This is a genomic window from Arsenophonus sp. PmNCSU2021_1, assembly GCF_036919435.1.
Taxonomy (GTDB): domain Bacteria; phylum Pseudomonadota; class Gammaproteobacteria; order Enterobacterales; family Enterobacteriaceae; genus Arsenophonus; species Arsenophonus nilaparvatae.
In genome coordinates this window covers 195,826-210,569 of the sequence record NZ_JAZHPL010000009.1, presented here as the reverse complement: position 1 = coordinate 210,569, position 14,744 = coordinate 195,826, and the positions used below count along the sequence as shown (strand labels likewise).

The following is a 14,744-nucleotide window of genomic DNA, read 5'->3' as shown; positions in this document are numbered from 1 at the left end:
TTTTACTTGAACAGGATACTGTTCAAGTAATTCATTATAACTTTAACAAGGAGTTTTTAAAAAATGGCATCAACGTTTAAGCGTTTAGTGCTGGTCAGTTTAATTTACAGTTCACTAGCCCTGACCGGCTGTAGTGCGGTTAGTACGGCGGTTAAAAAACGCAACCTCTAAGTAAAAACCCAAATGAGTGAAACCATCTGGTTAGACCCTGCTTCCCAGAAAACCGTTTATCTGCAAATCAAAAACACTTCTGATAAAGATATGTCGAACCTTGCGGGTTTAATTAAACTGGCTGTTGAGGCTAAAGGCTATACGGTGGTGAACAATCCGAATGCCGCTTATTACTGGATACAGGCCAATGTGTTAAAGGCGGATAAAATGGACTTAAGGGATGCGCAGTTATTCCTGTCACAGGGTTATCAGGGGGCAGCATTGGGCGCAGCAGTTGGGGCGGGCGTTATGGCTTATAACACCCGCTCCGCAGGGGCGACACTCGGCGCGGGTTTAGGCACTTCAGGGGCGAAAGTTCAGACCAGTACCGAAACCGCCAACCGCCAACCGCCATAAATACCAGACGCGCGTTGTGTCTAATGCCAATAAGGTCAATCTGAAATTTGAAGAAGCAAAATCGGAGCTGGAAAACCAGTTAGCGAAAAGTATTGCCAATATTCTTTAATTTTTTCCCGTCTTTAAAAAGCCCAATAAATAAAAACTTTCTTAATAGAAAATTGGGCTTCGTCTAAGCAAACCTAATCATGAGTCTTGATGCCAGAAACATGACCCAGGGTGGTCAGGTGATTAAATACATGGTGGCCATATTTATGCAGATAGCCAATATCGTGGCGTTCTGGGTAATTCTGGCTACCATTCTTGTCTTTTTTGCCACCATTGCCTTTCAAATCCCGCTTGAAAAGATGATACACGGGTTAGCTTACTGGGCAATGGACAAACTGATTATTCCGCTACAGGAAGCCATTGGCACCAGCGAAGGTGGCACTTTCACCTTTCACTGGTTAAATCCTAGAACCAGCCAGGTGGTTGAATTTGAAAAAACCGCCCGAGAAGTGCGCCTCGACCGGTATTTTATTCATTGCTATGTGTTATTGAAAGACGCGGCATTTTGGGCGTGGGGTGTCTACCTTTGTTGGCCTGATTGTGGCGGTGTTCTGGTGGTTAGGCAAAAAAGGCGCGCAGCAGCGAAAAAATGAGATTATTGGTGGTCGCTATCTGGCAAATTCGGTAAAAGAAATTAACCAGTTTTTAAAAGCCAACGGTAAACTCTCACCACTTAAGATTGTCGATTTGCACCTGGTTGAAAACAGTGAACAGCAAAACTTTGGCTTACATGGCACGGTGGGAACAGGGAAAAGTACGGCCATTAATGACCTCACGAGTTTCGCACCAATAAAAAAACGCTCTATTTTTAAGTTTAATTCAGCATAATATATAAATAGAAAAAATCTCATAAATTAAAAATAACTTATTGTAATTTAAGTAAATTTATACGTCTTAGCAAGTTACAGATTAATTATTGTTCTGAAGCCATTTCTAGAATTTTATATGCCTGTGCGAAACTCGTGTCAGCTACAAGCATTGCAATCAGCTGGCGTCTGCGCACCACCATAGCAGCAAGAATCTGACGCTCTGCATCAGGAATAGCCTGGATAAAACGTGACCGCTCAGGATGGCGGTTAATGACATCAGCCATCTGAGCTAAAACTCTGGCATCTATTCTATCAGTCTTTGCCAGATAGCCCATGGATCGAGCAAAGTCTCTGGCTTGCCTGGGATTGATAACGGCAACATCAAAACCTTCAGCCTGAAGAGCGCATGCAATCGCTGCCTCGAGACCACCTGTAGCTTCCATCAGAATCAAGGCTATGTTGTTCTTTTTCAGTTGATAAATGATGGTATCGAACCCGTCAGGGTTATTGCTGACTCTGAACTGCTCAATGTTATTGGTGCCTGCAATATCCAATGAAGCTTTAGAAACATCAATTCCTACACAAATTGGATTTAGCTGACTCATATTACCCATCCTTGCAAATACGTTATGAATTACGGACAACTGTTCGGGTTTCAGATGAGTGGCTAAGTGTATGCATCATTCGCTTTGCTACGGGCTATAAACCCCAGGGACAATCGGATTACATACACCTTGCCAAATCTAATCGCTATTATTATAACCTGAGTTCGGGATAAGCATTATCAATTATACTTGAAGATACGTACCTGCAACAGGTATCTTTGGTTTAGATGGCATTAAACAATATGCAACCAGTCCGCCTAATAAATTCACTACAAAGTTAGCCGGAGAGCGATGTCGCGTATGCTCTATTTGACAAAGATTTTTTAACTCATCAAATACCGTTTCAATGACAGAACGATGACGCAAGATGGCTTTGTCGAAACAAGTCTGTTTAATAGGCTTCATTTTCTTTTTGATATTCGTTATAAGGCTAATTCCCATCGTTTTGAGTTGCTGTTTCAGTGAAGCCGATAAATACCCTTTATCTGCGTACAAACAACCAGAAAGATCCTTTGTCAGCTCAGGCAATGGTTTCCGATCATCGGTGTTTCCTGGTGTGAGTCGAAAACTGAGTATTTCCCCCAAATGATTGATAATTACATGAAGCTTGAAACCAAAGAACCAACCTGTTGAATTTTTTCCCCGTTCAGCTATCCCATTGAAGACTTTATGTCTGCGGATCCGTAAGTTATCACACACCGCTATCGGAGTAGAATCGGCAACCGATAGCCCCGTGCATTTTCCCTTAATTGACTCAAACAGTGCCGTTAACGCTAAGGCACTACGCGGAAGTAACTCTACACAGCGTGAATAGGATGGCAAGTTAGGAAATTCCTTCCGGAGATATAAGCGGACATAATAGAGATAAAATACCTTGAATTGCCTGAATCGGAGTTGATGAAACAACACAACCAGTGTCATCATTTCCGCCAACGAAAGCTGAGTAGACCGTCTACGACGCTTAGTACCGTTAGTCAGCAAATATTCATGCATTTTTGGCTCGAAGTCTTTGCAAAAATCATCCATCAGGCAATAAAGTTCAGTAAGATTTTCCATAATTGTTTAACAATGCTCTATTCTTTAACCAGACTGTTAGAGTATTTTAACAAAACAGGCTCATTCAACTATTTGAATATCAAGACTTTCTCTTTATTTCTTATCCCGAACTCAGGTTATTATAACCAAATTTCAAGATACAAGGGACTCACCTTCTGCCCTTTGCGCGCAAAAACCCTGCCGTTGTGGTCACGAATATCTTTGGTGACCGTAAAACTGGGGTCAAACGTCCGCGTGGTATTTCTTACCGCTTTGGTCAGTCCATAAACCGGCTCCGGCCGCTCGGCATTTTTTGTTACCCGTTCGCGCCATTCCTGGTGAATTTTTTCTTCATTGCCTAAAAAAGCACTTTCCACCTGTCCTGCAATCACCGTCAGCAGGTTTTGTTCAGCTATCGCCCACACATCACCAAACGTGCCGATTTCAGTGGCTAGACTTCCTGCACTGAAATTCATCAAAATACCGATGCAAGGCAGCCACTTATTCATGGTTTTTCATCGCCTCGGCAATTTGTTGCTGGATATCAGCCGTTTTATCCACTACACCTGCCATCACCGCACCGCTCACCAATATTAACGTGTTACCTTTTGCTTCTTTTTCTAAAACAGCTTTCAGGGTGTTGTTGTATTTCGCAATGAGTTGGTCTTTTTGCGCCTCCGTTAAGTCCAGTTTACTGACTTGCACTAAAAAGCGATCGGTGGTCTTTTTCATATCAAAGGTGACAATGTTCGTCGTTGGAAAAAACCAGTGTTGTACGGAAATCATCAGCAGCGCACTTAATAAGCTCCCCGTGATAAAATTGATGATGGCGGTCTTTTTCATGCGTTAGGCCTTTTTGACGGGATTTTTCAGCGCGGGCAGGTTATCCATTACGCCTAATAGGGCAAGTAAACCCGAAGACACTAACGCCGCTTGCCCTAAAGAAAGGAAAAATATCAGTGTCGAGGGCAGATTAACGTTAACGGCGAACAGCTGAATTTGACTGACATCCAGTCCGAGATTGCGAGCAGTGAATCCCACCATCAGCAAAATTATCGCTGACCAATACAGCATTTCTACCATCCACTTTAAATAGGCGTTTGGCTTTAACTACGGCGTTGACCCATCGAGGCTGGGTTGTTTTTTGGCTGAAATACTCAACGATTGCCAAACCCAAACAAAAAATACCTAAAATCCAGAGTGTATGAGTCATCCCCCAAAAAAGCGCTAGGATTTCAAGGTTAGGGTTTTGTTTTATTAGTTGGGTGACGGCGTTGAACGATATCCCGCCTGCCCCTACCCCAACGGTATAAAAACAAGATACCAACAGAATAAAAAACGACGCAAAAGTGAACGTGATTGCTTTCTTTATTGCATGCGTTTTCGTTAATCCCGTAAGTAATGCGACTATTTTTTGCATGTTGAGTTTCTCCAAAAAATTAATCGGTTAAGGTGATTACGAGTGCTCACTAAAGCCTTATCCCATGGCATGAGTGAGGAATACTTTCAAGAATGTTTAATAAACACATGACACTTCCTACATTCAGCGTCAGCACTAACGCAATATCCAGCACAACTCGTCTTTTCCCTGTTTCATCCAATCGAATAACACTAAACCACAATGCGACAATCATCAGAAACGTAATTATCAAGATATCCAATCACCCCACCTCTCTCACGGTTTTACCTGTTTTAATTTCGCCAATAACGCAGGGTCTTTCTGTTGCGCCATTTCAAAAATAATGTCATTGATATTTGCCCCTTCCTTTAAGCGCTTCTCCCGATAGGTGAAGTCATCACCGCGGGAAGAAAAAAGCTCATTACTTAACGGGTCGAGCATCAATCGATGAAAACTGCTATAACCACCAACACTTAAATGCACGGCGCTAAATCCGGCACGGCTGGCAGGGGGGAACTTTTGAATTAATGCCCATTCCATCTCGTTAAAGGTGGAAGGCTCTTCTTTCTGAAAGGTGGTAAAGGCTTTGACGTCTTGCATCATGGTGAATTTAAAGCTGCTATTGTCATAACACGCCAGTGACGCGGTGCTCAGGTTTTTATCACGGATACCCTGGGTCACGGTGCCAAATGAACCATTATGTTTACGGGCAGTACGGTAACCTTCTTCGATAAAAGCCCTGACTTTGGGGCTTTCGGCATCGAGCAGTTTCCAGCCTTCATCAATGATGTTCATCTTGCGTAAACTGCGTGGTGTGTTGTACATCAGGTTTTCTGACCAAAGCATGAGTGTAAATAGCACCGCCATCAACAAATCCCGATTAGCCTTCAAGCCGCCCAGTTCGGTGACCACAAAGCGCATATCGGGCTTTAAGGTCGGCTCACTGCTGTTAAAGTATTTGCCGTATATTCCCTTGGTGGTGTATTTGTTTAACAGTACCAGAATTTCATCAATGCGACCGGTGATACGGCTAGCAGCCTGGATTTTCCCGCGATGGTTTTTAAGATATGCCACCACATCATCAATACGCATATCCTGTTTTTTGTCCGGCCAGGATTCGGTAATCGCTTCGAGTATCAGCGATTCATGCACTTCATCCATCAGGCCATTGGGGCTGGCCAGAATGCATAACTGGTCACGAATGCGCTCAGCACTCAAGGTGATATCGGTGATATTGGCAAACGGATTAAAGCGCAAGGTTTCCCCATTAATGTAGGTGCCACCCACACTCTGGCAAAACGCCTTGTAGCTGTCGCCGATATCAAAGATGGACAAATAACCCCCACTATCTAACACCTGCCTGGCAATCGTTTGTGCCAGCACTGATTTCCCTGCACCTGCGGTACCTGACGCAAACCAGTTAAAGTTAGTATTCGGCAAGCTGCCGTCAAAAATATCGAGAAACGCCAGTTGATGGCGGTAACTCGGGAAGACTATTCCCGCCTGACTGAGTTTGTTATCGGCAATAATCGGCATTAAATTAACCGCCTGAAAAGACTCCGCACGCTGTATGGCACCCGTTTTTAAGAAGTCTTTCCAGAGCTTCGGATTATCACCTACCGCAAAAGGCAAATGACCCAGGAAGTTACGCATCTGCATTAAATCGGCTCTCACCATATTAAGTCCCTGCATGGAAAAGGCTTTTTTGGTGCGCTCGGCTTCTTTGGCCGCTTCCTCTTCATCATCACGACAAAAGAGCGTAACCCCGAAGTAATAACCGGACAGTGACGTTGAGGTGGACAACAATCCTTCACGCAAGTATTTCCATTCTGCGTGCTGGCGTTTGGTTGACGGGATATATTTGGCGTAGGAGGAGACGACCTTTTGCTCCAAACTCAAGAAATTCTTATTGGCTTCGGCCTGACTACGGGACTGATTTTCAGTTTGAATGATAAAACTCATGACAAACGGGCAACGGATGCCGTTTTGCGGATTAAGCAGATTGGAAATAATATTGCCGTTTTGCCAGAGGTAGTGCTCTCTGGGATTACTGTCGAGATTAAAGTGAATGGCACGGGTGGAAAACGGTTTATCTTCTTCATTGCGACCGGTAATTTCCACATAGCCAGGCTTAAACCAGTAGCAGGTATTGTTTTGCACAATCTGCTGATTAATGTCTTTGTCTTCTATCCACTCGGATGAATACGGTTTTAATCTTTCCGTGTCCAGGTTAATCATTTCGCGCATCATCTGCAAAAAGCGGGTAATTGACGCATTGTTGGCATGAATATCCGAAGCATTAAGTGCACTTAACAGATTACGGCGGGTTTCACGGATTTTGATGATTTCACTTTCTGTTACCCGCTTGAACGGCTGACAAAAGGCAAAATAAAGATGATAATCCCTCAGCGTCAACGGCAGATTTTGCGGATTAGCAAACTGATGACGCGCCGCATCCAGATAAAAGCCCTGCGTTATCTGATTGCATTCATCGGCACGATTGCCTTGCCAGCTAAAATCTCGCAATCCGGTGGTTAATTTCTCATACACTGTTTGACTGGACAGTAAAATGACTTGCAGCGGAATATCGCGCGGCAGATTGTTTTTCACCAGTTCTTCTAACGATTCCACCAGTTTTTCATTCGCGCCGATTAAGGGCTGCGCTTCCAGTAAAAACCCTAATGAGTTCTGGTTAATAAAAAGCTGATGGTCGCCGTCATAATCCCGATAGGGTAATAAGTCGCGTAAATGCGGATAATCCATTGACTCGAGCTTTTTCGCCGTTTCACGGGTGGTGTCTTTTTCCATCAGGGCATTGCCCACCAGTTCAATGATTTTGAGTGGATTGACGTGTTTTAACATTACACCTTCTCCACATTTGCCCAGGTGGACGGAGTGGTCACGAAATAAACTACTTCGCCGGCATGGACGACTTCATCCGGTGACACGTAAGGTGCAATCCAAGCACGCGTTATCCGCTCCGCTTGCCGAGAGGGAGTGCCAGTTTCACCCTGACAGGGGCTTGCCGGACAGACAGCACTGGACTGTACGGTGACGTTATTCGTTAGCCAACGTGATGAAAAGGATTTAACCGGTAACGGGAGTGCATTGTTTGTGCTTTGGGTGCGCTCGGTTAACAATGTTACCGCTGGTTGCAGATTACTTAACTGAATTAAGCGATAAGCCGATAGATTAAAGCCTTTAGCGGACTTGACGACCTCGCCTTTATGTTGGGCGGTTGAATGACTGGCAGTATCCGTCATCTCATCGGCTTCACTCATCCAGTAACCGGAATCCTTGGCGGGCTTGCCAAATTCAAATTCGCTATTCATGCCCGCACAACCTGAGAGCAACACAATGCCACTGATAAGCCATATGCGATGTTTCAGCATGATGTTGACTCCTTCTTGTTAGATTTTTTTCGAAAAATCCCGATAGCCAGTCGCAAAAAACAAAGCATTAGCGTGATAGCCAGTGACAGACGAAAAACGGGGGTGAGCAGGTTGGCAACGTTATTGAACGTTAAGTACATCGCATCCGGTTCAATTGGATAACTTATTGCCAGATTTCCGCTTAACGCAAAAGCGACCGTGAACCAAATAAACGTCATGGGAAAATAAAGACTGAAATTCATTATCAGTTGCAAGCCATGCAGGGCGATTTTTTTAACGATTGACGCCTTTTGTTTAATCGGTAGCATCGCGGTGTTTTTTGTACTCACCCCATTAAGGAATGGATGTTTGATAATGGGTTTCTGCGCTAACGTATTCATCAGGTTATTCCTCTTTGATTGATTTCATCTGGGTTAATTTCGACGAAAAAGACCGATGGCAAACTGCAAAACACAAAGTATCAGTGTGATACAAAGCGACAAGCGAAAAACCGGTTCAAGCAGTTGCCAGCCTTCATCTATCGCCTGGCTCACTTTGCTAAATTTAAACCCCTCATCCGTTGATAAATGACCCACATAAAAAAACATCATCGTTAACCAGAAAAAGATAACCGGTAAGTAAAAAAAGCCTTTTTTAACCTGTTGTAACGTGTGTTTAACGCCGTGATGGATGGCGACGAGAATTTTTGTTGCGAATCGACTCATGGCTTCACGCCTCCGTTATTTGACGGTTGTTTTGTGGGGGTGACAAAATCGGATAAATCCATTGAGGCGGCTCTGCCTAACTGATTAAGCAACTCCGGTGGAAGGTTGGTTTTTACGCTGTTGCTGACGTTTTTCGCCAGTTGAGTGGGCGATTCGCTGACCTTTTTTGCTGCCAGGTCTTCAATGAATTCGGCCTTAAAGCCTTTTTGGAAAACCACTTCGACGAGATTGGCTGCGCCTATCGGGATAACCGGATGATATTGCTCCGCGCGCTCAATGTAATAATCCGCCAGTTTATTGGCTGCCGTCGAAGCCCCGCTACCGAGCGCTTGTCTGGCGACTTCCTGGGTAGTGGCCTGATGGCTTGCCCCCATGCCGACGGTGGTACTGCCAATTTGCGAGAAGGCGTTACCCAAACCCCCTAATGCACCCGCCCCAAAAGCCAGTCCGAGCATGGCACCATTTCGCATCACGGGTATGCCTTTAATGCCGTTTTTGCCATAAAAGCCAACATGCCCTTCAACCACCTGGTCAATATGTTTGTTATTAATGACACACGACAGGCGCTCGAGCCTCACCTCTGCCCGTTCGCTGGAAATTTCACCCCAGGCCGACGCGGTGACAAAGCAATGGGTTAACTTGTCGAGCTTTTGATTGCCTGGAAGATGAGCAAGGCCGGTTAATTTAAACTGCATGGCCACTTTTTTAGTTTCGCCTTTCACTGACGCATTGGCATCCGCCCCTTCCAGTACAATGGCGGTTGAAAACGTCCCCGAGGGGACATAAAAACCGGATGAGGCCGCGTTTTCTTTTTTTGGATAACTAAAACGGGTACTTTCAAGTTGGCCTTTCGGTGGCAGGATAGCGATTTGCGAGGAATACCCTGTTTGACTTGCCCCTGGTGTTGGCCGGCTTTCCATCGCTTTTTGATTACTCTGTATTTCAGCCTGAAGCTGACCCACATTGGCCTTTAACTGGCTATTTTCGTTTTTAACCGCATCAAAATCGCGCTTAATACCCTGAATTTCCTTTAATAGCCCCGCCATTGCCTGGCGGTTTTCTCTTTGGCTTAACTGGGCATCGGTGACCACATTGCCTTGCACCTTATTGTCAAAGGTATTGGTGATGGCGCCGGTTAAATCGGGCTCCTGAGCGGTGGTATTACCTGATTGCACAGTGCTGTCAGCGGCGGTGAGTTCCACGCCTGAGGCTTGCCTGTTTATCCACCACAGCAGCGTGAAAATCGCCACCACGCCGAGGCCAATTGCACTAAATACCACCTTTTGATTTTTGCGGATAAAATGATTGATGTTCATTCAGGTTTATCCTTAATCAGAAGAAACAAGGTAACCTGCTCATGCGGTCGTAAGGTGTTAACGGTCGGATTAAACGCAATGGCCATCGTTTGGGGTACCCAGAAGACCCGCTCATTTAACTGAATGGGCTGGGTTGTTTTATTCTCAATGTTCACGCGTAATAGCCGAAACTGTTTACCCTGGAAGCTGACACTGTCCCGAAAGCGAAAGTTGTTTAACGCAGCGTCTTGCCAATTGACGTTGACACGACCATTTTTAACAAAACCCGTTGGGATGTTGCCGTTCATCGCTGCCATTAAAGTCCGCGTGATAAACTGACTGTAAGAGTCGCTACTCTTTCCCCACTCCTCGGCACTTGCGTCAGCTTTCGCCTCGGTATTCATTACACTTATATTGATACCCTGGGATTTTTTAACCGGTATCGCATTGACCGTAAAACCAAAGCCCTTTTCGGTTTCAATGTAGAGCGAAAAGGGTGTTGTTTCTTGAGTTGTAAAAATTAATGCCCCGCTGTCAGTGGCTTTTTTATCGGCGAGCTTGCCAGAGGCGCTATTGGCTTCCACTATCCGGTCGTTCATCACCGCAATCACATTGGGTTCACGATTACTCACCATTAGGCGCACCACACTATGAGGGGTAACGGTCAGGGTTTCTGCCCAAATGGATGTGGAAATCAACATAAAACTTAAGCAAAAAAGCAGTTTGTTCATGCCGGCAACTCCACAAAATCCGTCAGTTTCAATGCGCCTTCACGGGTCTCGAGGCGCAAGCGATAGTGCTTCTCGACCGGCTCCACGGCTTTAATGCCGTAGAAAAATTGTAATTCGCCAGTAATATCCACCACGCCGGTATCGGGACTCACTTTTACTTCCTTCAGATAGAAGGAAGAGCTGGCTTCATTGATAGCCATTCTCTGGCGCTCTTCGGCTAACACGGCAATCAATTTTTCGCGCAAATGGGCATCACTGTAGGCCAGCAACAAATCATGACTGTCTTTGATGGTTTGCGCCGAAACGTTAAGACGCAGATTCAGCAGACTTAAGGCCATCAGACGAAGATAACGCGCATCACCGCGGGTGCCATGAAAGGCAAAACCTTCGTGGGCACTCATCGGCGTAATAATCGTTTGATGATTGTTAATAAGCTGAGAAGTCAATTCCCTGTTCTGCATCAGTAGCCGATAACAAACTCCCAGACTTAAAATGGTTATCACCACACAAGTAACCACCCCGATTGCTAATTGCTTTTGTGATGATTTTCGCAGTTGATAATCCATGTTCGCTCCTCACGCTATCCAGTACCGTTTGAAACTTTCGGGTAAAACAGTGATAAAAAAACGCATGACTGATGTGGGTAGACACCAGTATGCCAGCCCCAACAGATAACTTGACCCTTTGCCCTGCTTAAGTCTCCGAAGACCCACAAAGGCCACCGCTAAAGCCGGCGCAAATATCCACATATTGACGAAAATCGCGCAACCAATAAGCGGCAAATAGACCACCACCTCATCCATCGTCAGCCCACAAAAACGACGCTGATGGGTGAACGTGGTCGGAAACTGATAGCGAGAAGCGGCATCCATTTAAATCAACCCGAAGACCACGTTAACAAATACAATCACCGCAGCAATCCCGCCAAATACCGCTAGATTCTTGGTTTTTACATAAGCAAAAATCGCCGCCAAAATTTCCAGTACGTACAAAATCCAGACAACCGTTGAACCTTTCCCGAAGGTGCTTTTCACTACATCCTTGCCGCCACTGAATAAATCCCCGGTTGTCGGTGGATCCGCATAAACCTGCATGGCAGGAATAAACATTAACAATCCCAAAAACGTCAGAGTGAATAACGATTTTTGTTGCTTTAACACCTTGCGGATGGCTACCGCACCGACAGTGAAAGGGTTTTTTAGGCATGAAGTGACCTTGCCGTTCATTTAAGTCTCCTTAAAACGGTTAATGGTTAAATTGAGTAAAAACTTAGCGTTGTGCTGTGCTAACCCTTAGTAAGGGTTGGAATTTAGGTAATTAAAAATTAACAGTGGTTAATTTTAATGTTAATTAATTTCTCCTTTTTAGATTTTTTAAAAGTGAAAATTTTATTTACTTTAAGGTATACCCTAAATTTAGGTATTAAAAGTGCTAAAAATTACGTGGAAATTTTTTAAATTTGTGCTATGGCGACGAGGGGTAATGTTTGTGATTTTTTATAAAAAAACTAAATTATGAAGATATATTTTACGCATTAATCAATAGCAAACAGGATGACATTAATATGGAATTTATACTGAGTGATACCGAAAATGATAAAGAAGAAAACACCATAATAAATAACCTATGGAAACATAATTCACAATTTACGCCTGTTGATATTCATCCTCTAAGAGTGATTTTTCAAGATAACAATCAGATTCAGGGTGGATTAATTGCTAGAACATGGTGGGGAGGTCTTGACATCCAATACTTATGGATAACTGAAAATTACAGAAAAAAGAATATTGGCAAAAAATTAATGCAGATGGCAGAAGATGAAGCGATAAAAAGAAAATGTCACATGGCTTATGTTGATACTTTCGATTTCCAAGCCGTTAATTTTTATAAAAAGCTCGGATACGAAGAATATGGTCACCTGTCCGAATTCGCTCATCGTCATACCCGATATTATTTATCTAAACAACTAGGGATCTGAACTATGAATAATAATGCCTATATTGATAGCAACAATAATATTATTGCTCATGCGATTATGATGATAGAACATCTCAACGAACCGTGGGGAATTAAGGATAAAAATTCACACCATGTCTACATGAACAAGGTGGCGCTAAAATTCACAAACACCCCTCAACACTTTGCTTTCGAAGGGAAAAAAGATTGTGAATTTCCTACCCAATGGAGTGAACTGGCAGATGACTTTGTTCAGCATGATAATGTAACCGCAAATACTAATCGAAGTGTCAGAGTAATAGAAACACATTATTGGAATGGCAATAAATGTTTAACCCCTTATATTAGCGAGAAAATTCCGCTTTTAAATTCTCAAAGAGAATCATTAGGTATTTTATGGAATGCAAAAGAACTCATTTATATCAACCCATTAATTAACATAAATAAAAGAAATCCGACGGTAGTTACAACAGAAATAAAAAACACCCCATTCAACAAAAAAGAATTAAATGTTATTTTTCTTGTACTTCAAAATTTATCTTATAAAGAAATTGCCAATATATTAAATATTGCCCCTCGTACTGTCGAGAGTCGGCTAAAAGTCATCTTTAAAAAAACAGATGTGCATTCCCTTTATCAATTAAAAGGCTATTGCAGTCACATAGGCTTGGATAACTATGTGCCTGATTATTTTTTATGTAAAGGACTTCATTTTATCACAAAATAAAATGGGTATATGCGGGATAAATACTGCTATTTATAACAAGGTAAACTTATCATATGAACCTAATAGATAACTATCCGACAAGTCGTGTTCCCACCAATATACGTTTATCATTCCTTAGTGTCACCTTAGTGCATGCGGGCATGTTAACCGCTTTAGATCAGTTCATGCTAGGCGCAGTATTAGGTCATTCAATGACTATAGCTGATGCCTTTCTAACCATTTTTATCAGCAGTATTATTTTCGGAGTGGTAACTTTTGGATTAGGTTTTGCGGGTATGAAAGAGGGATTATCGAGTAGTCTCCTCGCCAGATGGTGTGGTTTTGGACAAATAGGTTCAATTCTCGTTAGTTTGGTGATAGCCATTAGTTTGATAGGCTGGTTTGGCGTGCAAAATGCCGTCTTTGCGAAAGGACTTAATTTTGCATTAGGCGATAAATTAGGGTTTGAATGGTCAGCAACATTTTCTGGATTATTTTTGACCGTCCTGGTTGCTTTTGGCTTTAAAGCCTTACGATTTACGGCGTGGATTGCCGTCCCTTTCTTTATCATCGTTATTGTCTTCATTTCTGTTAGAATTCTTGATAATAACAATACCATTGAATTAATTAATTCAATTCCTACCGGTGAACCAATGACACTCTCTTCCGCAATTACATTAATTATGGGAGGTTGTATTGTAGCAAGTCTTATTACACCCGATATGAGTCGATATTTAAAAAACAGTCGGCAAGTATTTCTTATGACGATGGTATCCATTATTCTGGGTGAATTTCTGGTTAATGGCCTTGCTATATTATTAGCTAGAGCATTAAATACCGCAGATGTTGTCACTATTATGACCGAAACGGCTGGCGGGATTGGATTGCTGGTTGTTATCTTTTCTACTCTACGTGTCAATGATATTAATCTTTACTCATCATCATTGAGTATTGCTAATTCAATTTCTGTGCTAACGGGCAAAAAGGTCAATTATACGTTAATCACCTTAACAATAGGTATCATTGGAACAACGCTTTCTGTTTTAGGGATTTTGGAAAGATTTGTGGATTTTTTAACGCTGCTTGGTGTGGTCTTTCCCCCTATAGTCGGCGTGATGCTAACTGATTATTTTATTGTCAAAACTCACAGAAATATTCTCAAAGAAACACAACAATATGAAAAAATCCCCGAAAATAAAGACACACCATTTATAGGTTGGTATGCCCTTTTTGCCTGTATAACAGCAAGCTACATTGGATTAACAATAGAAACAGGCGTTCCTACTGTTAATTCCTTGCTTATTGCCAGAGTTATTTATGGTTTACTAAACTTCATCAAAATCCCTTTTTTCATGAAAAAAATAAAAAGCTAATCTTAATAATGGGAGAAATAGTCGCATTTGTGCCACCGCTCTCAATGAGCTAGTAGAGCCTAATTCCAAACGGTGCTGAGCTTCAATCAAAGAAGCTTGGACACTTCGAATAGAGACATGACGG

General features: G+C 43.0%; 18 protein-coding genes and 2 pseudogenes. 6 read left to right on the top strand and 14 right to left on the bottom strand.

Annotated elements, in window-relative coordinates:
• Positions 1–63 precede the first annotated feature (63 nt).
• From traT to V3224_RS20855, 3 genes and pseudogenes are all read left to right on the top strand, one after another.
• Positions 64–676, top strand: a pseudogene (gene traT / locus V3224_RS20865) (complement resistance protein TraT).
• A gap of 79 nt (positions 677–755) precedes the next feature.
• Positions 756–1,208: a hypothetical protein gene (locus V3224_RS20860; RefSeq protein WP_334472486.1), complete on the top strand. Its 453-nt coding sequence runs from the start codon at positions 756–758 to the stop codon at positions 1,206–1,208.
• Positions 1,156–1,443 carry a hypothetical protein gene (locus V3224_RS20855; protein WP_334472485.1) on the top strand — a complete coding sequence of 96 codons (288 nt, stop codon included), beginning with the start codon at positions 1,156–1,158 and terminating at the stop codon, positions 1,441–1,443. The genes V3224_RS20860 and V3224_RS20855 overlap by 53 nt, the downstream gene beginning before the upstream one ends.
• A gap of 136 nt (positions 1,444–1,579) precedes the next feature.
• Here the strand turns inward: V3224_RS20855 and V3224_RS20850 are convergent.
• The 14 genes and pseudogenes from V3224_RS20850 to V3224_RS20785 all read right to left on the bottom strand — a co-directional run.
• A pseudogene (locus V3224_RS20850) lies at positions 1,580–2,029 on the bottom strand (IS110 family transposase); the annotation flags it as partial.
• A gap of 183 nt (positions 2,030–2,212) precedes the next feature.
• Complete coding sequence (locus V3224_RS20845) at positions 2,213–3,085, bottom strand: IS982 family transposase (RefSeq protein ID WP_334467716.1); 873 nt, start codon at positions 3,083–3,085, stop codon at positions 2,213–2,215.
• Positions 3,086–3,204: 119 nt separating this feature from the next.
• Positions 3,205–3,573: a hypothetical protein gene (locus V3224_RS20840; protein WP_334472484.1), complete on the bottom strand. Its 369-nt coding sequence runs from the start codon at positions 3,571–3,573 to the stop codon at positions 3,205–3,207.
• The gene (locus tag V3224_RS20835) at positions 3,566–3,907 is read right to left on the bottom strand and encodes a TrbI F-type domain-containing protein (protein WP_334472483.1); all 342 of its coding nucleotides are present in this window, start codon (positions 3,905–3,907) and stop codon (positions 3,566–3,568) included. Before V3224_RS20835 ends, V3224_RS20840 begins: the two co-directional genes overlap by 8 nt.
• 136 nt (positions 3,908–4,043) lie before the next feature.
• Positions 4,044–4,484 (bottom strand): hypothetical protein, encoded by a 441-nt coding sequence (locus V3224_RS20830; protein WP_334472482.1) that lies wholly within the window; start codon positions 4,482–4,484, stop codon positions 4,044–4,046.
• 255 nt (positions 4,485–4,739) lie between these two features.
• Entirely contained in the window at positions 4,740–7,325 is a 2,586-nt protein-coding gene (gene traC, locus V3224_RS20825) for a type IV secretion system protein TraC (RefSeq protein ID WP_334472481.1), read from the bottom strand.
• Positions 7,325–7,855, bottom strand: coding sequence for a type IV conjugative transfer system lipoprotein TraV (traV, locus tag V3224_RS20820; RefSeq protein ID WP_334472480.1), 531 nt, complete (start codon positions 7,853–7,855; stop codon positions 7,325–7,327). Before traV ends, traC begins: the two co-directional genes overlap by 1 nt.
• A complete protein-coding gene (locus tag V3224_RS20815; protein ID WP_334472479.1) occupies positions 7,849–8,235 on the bottom strand; it encodes a hypothetical protein in 387 nt (128 codons plus the stop codon). Before V3224_RS20815 ends, traV begins: the two co-directional genes overlap by 7 nt.
• Positions 8,236–8,268: 33 nt before the next feature.
• Positions 8,269–8,559, bottom strand: a complete 291-nt coding sequence (locus V3224_RS20810; protein ID WP_334472478.1) for a hypothetical protein — start codon at positions 8,557–8,559, stop codon at positions 8,269–8,271.
• Positions 8,556–9,875 carry a TrbI/VirB10 family protein gene (locus V3224_RS20805; RefSeq protein WP_334472477.1) on the bottom strand — a complete coding sequence of 440 codons (1,320 nt, stop codon included), beginning with the start codon at positions 9,873–9,875 and terminating at the stop codon, positions 8,556–8,558. Before V3224_RS20805 ends, V3224_RS20810 begins: the two co-directional genes overlap by 4 nt.
• Complete coding sequence (locus tag V3224_RS20800) at positions 9,872–10,585, bottom strand: TraK domain-containing protein (protein WP_334472476.1); 714 nt, start codon at positions 10,583–10,585, stop codon at positions 9,872–9,874. Before V3224_RS20800 ends, V3224_RS20805 begins: the two co-directional genes overlap by 4 nt.
• Complete coding sequence (gene traE, locus V3224_RS20795) at positions 10,582–11,151, bottom strand: type IV conjugative transfer system protein TraE (protein ID WP_334472475.1); 570 nt, start codon at positions 11,149–11,151, stop codon at positions 10,582–10,584. The genes V3224_RS20800 and traE overlap by 4 nt, the downstream gene beginning before the upstream one ends.
• Positions 11,152–11,160: 9 nt before the next feature.
• Positions 11,161–11,457 carry a type IV conjugative transfer system protein TraL gene (traL, locus tag V3224_RS20790; RefSeq protein ID WP_334472474.1) on the bottom strand — a complete coding sequence of 99 codons (297 nt, stop codon included), beginning with the start codon at positions 11,455–11,457 and terminating at the stop codon, positions 11,161–11,163.
• The gene (locus V3224_RS20785; RefSeq protein WP_334472473.1) at positions 11,458–11,811 is read right to left on the bottom strand and encodes a type IV conjugative transfer system pilin TraA; all 354 of its coding nucleotides are present in this window, start codon (positions 11,809–11,811) and stop codon (positions 11,458–11,460) included.
• 338 nt (positions 11,812–12,149) lie between these two features.
• Here V3224_RS20785 and V3224_RS20780 point away from each other — a divergent pair, with 338 nt between their 5' ends.
• The 3 genes from V3224_RS20780 to V3224_RS20770 are packed head-to-tail and all read left to right on the top strand — an operon-like array spanning position 12,150 to position 14,620.
• Entirely contained in the window at positions 12,150–12,563 is a 414-nt protein-coding gene (locus V3224_RS20780; protein ID WP_334472472.1) for a GNAT family N-acetyltransferase, read from the top strand.
• A 3-nt stretch (positions 12,564–12,566) separates the two neighbouring features.
• Positions 12,567–13,268, top strand: coding sequence for a helix-turn-helix transcriptional regulator (locus V3224_RS20775; protein WP_334472471.1), 702 nt, complete (start codon positions 12,567–12,569; stop codon positions 13,266–13,268).
• Between the two features lie 53 nt (positions 13,269–13,321).
• Complete coding sequence (locus V3224_RS20770) at positions 13,322–14,620, top strand: cytosine permease (protein WP_334472470.1); 1,299 nt, start codon at positions 13,322–13,324, stop codon at positions 14,618–14,620.
• The last annotated feature ends 124 nt before the right edge of the window (positions 14,621–14,744 follow it).

Bases quoted from the DNA above. Each gene is read 5' to 3' on its own strand.
- V3224_RS20860 (WP_334472486.1), top strand. From the start codon at position 756: ATGAGTCTTGATGCCAGAAACATGACCCAGGGTGGTCAGGTGATTAAA.
- V3224_RS20845 (WP_334467716.1), bottom strand. From the start codon at position 3,085: ATGGAAAATCTTACTGAACTTTATTGCCTGATGGATGATTTTTGCAAA.
- V3224_RS20840 (WP_334472484.1), bottom strand. From the start codon at position 3,573: ATGAATAAGTGGCTGCCTTGCATCGGTATTTTGATGAATTTCAGTGCA.
- V3224_RS20835 (WP_334472483.1), bottom strand. From the start codon at position 3,907: ATGAAAAAGACCGCCATCATCAATTTTATCACGGGGAGCTTATTAAGT.
- V3224_RS20830 (WP_334472482.1), bottom strand. From the start codon at position 4,484: ATGCAAAAAATAGTCGCATTACTTACGGGATTAACGAAAACGCATGCA.
- traC (WP_334472481.1), bottom strand. From the start codon at position 7,325: ATGTTAAAACACGTCAATCCACTCAAAATCATTGAACTGGTGGGCAAT.
- traV (WP_334472480.1), bottom strand. From the start codon at position 7,855: ATGCTGAAACATCGCATATGGCTTATCAGTGGCATTGTGTTGCTCTCA.
- V3224_RS20815 (WP_334472479.1), bottom strand. From the start codon at position 8,235: ATGAATACGTTAGCGCAGAAACCCATTATCAAACATCCATTCCTTAAT.
- V3224_RS20810 (WP_334472478.1), bottom strand. From the start codon at position 8,559: ATGAGTCGATTCGCAACAAAAATTCTCGTCGCCATCCATCACGGCGTT.
- V3224_RS20805 (WP_334472477.1), bottom strand. From the start codon at position 9,875: ATGAACATCAATCATTTTATCCGCAAAAATCAAAAGGTGGTATTTAGT.
- V3224_RS20800 (WP_334472476.1), bottom strand. From the start codon at position 10,585: ATGAACAAACTGCTTTTTTGCTTAAGTTTTATGTTGATTTCCACATCC.
- traE (WP_334472475.1), bottom strand. From the start codon at position 11,151: ATGGATTATCAACTGCGAAAATCATCACAAAAGCAATTAGCAATCGGG.
- traL (WP_334472474.1), bottom strand. From the start codon at position 11,457: ATGGATGCCGCTTCTCGCTATCAGTTTCCGACCACGTTCACCCATCAG.
- V3224_RS20785 (WP_334472473.1), bottom strand. From the start codon at position 11,811: ATGAACGGCAAGGTCACTTCATGCCTAAAAAACCCTTTCACTGTCGGT.
- V3224_RS20780 (WP_334472472.1), top strand. From the start codon at position 12,150: ATGGAATTTATACTGAGTGATACCGAAAATGATAAAGAAGAAAACACC.
- V3224_RS20775 (WP_334472471.1), top strand. From the start codon at position 12,567: ATGAATAATAATGCCTATATTGATAGCAACAATAATATTATTGCTCAT.
- V3224_RS20770 (WP_334472470.1), top strand. From the start codon at position 13,322: ATGAACCTAATAGATAACTATCCGACAAGTCGTGTTCCCACCAATATA.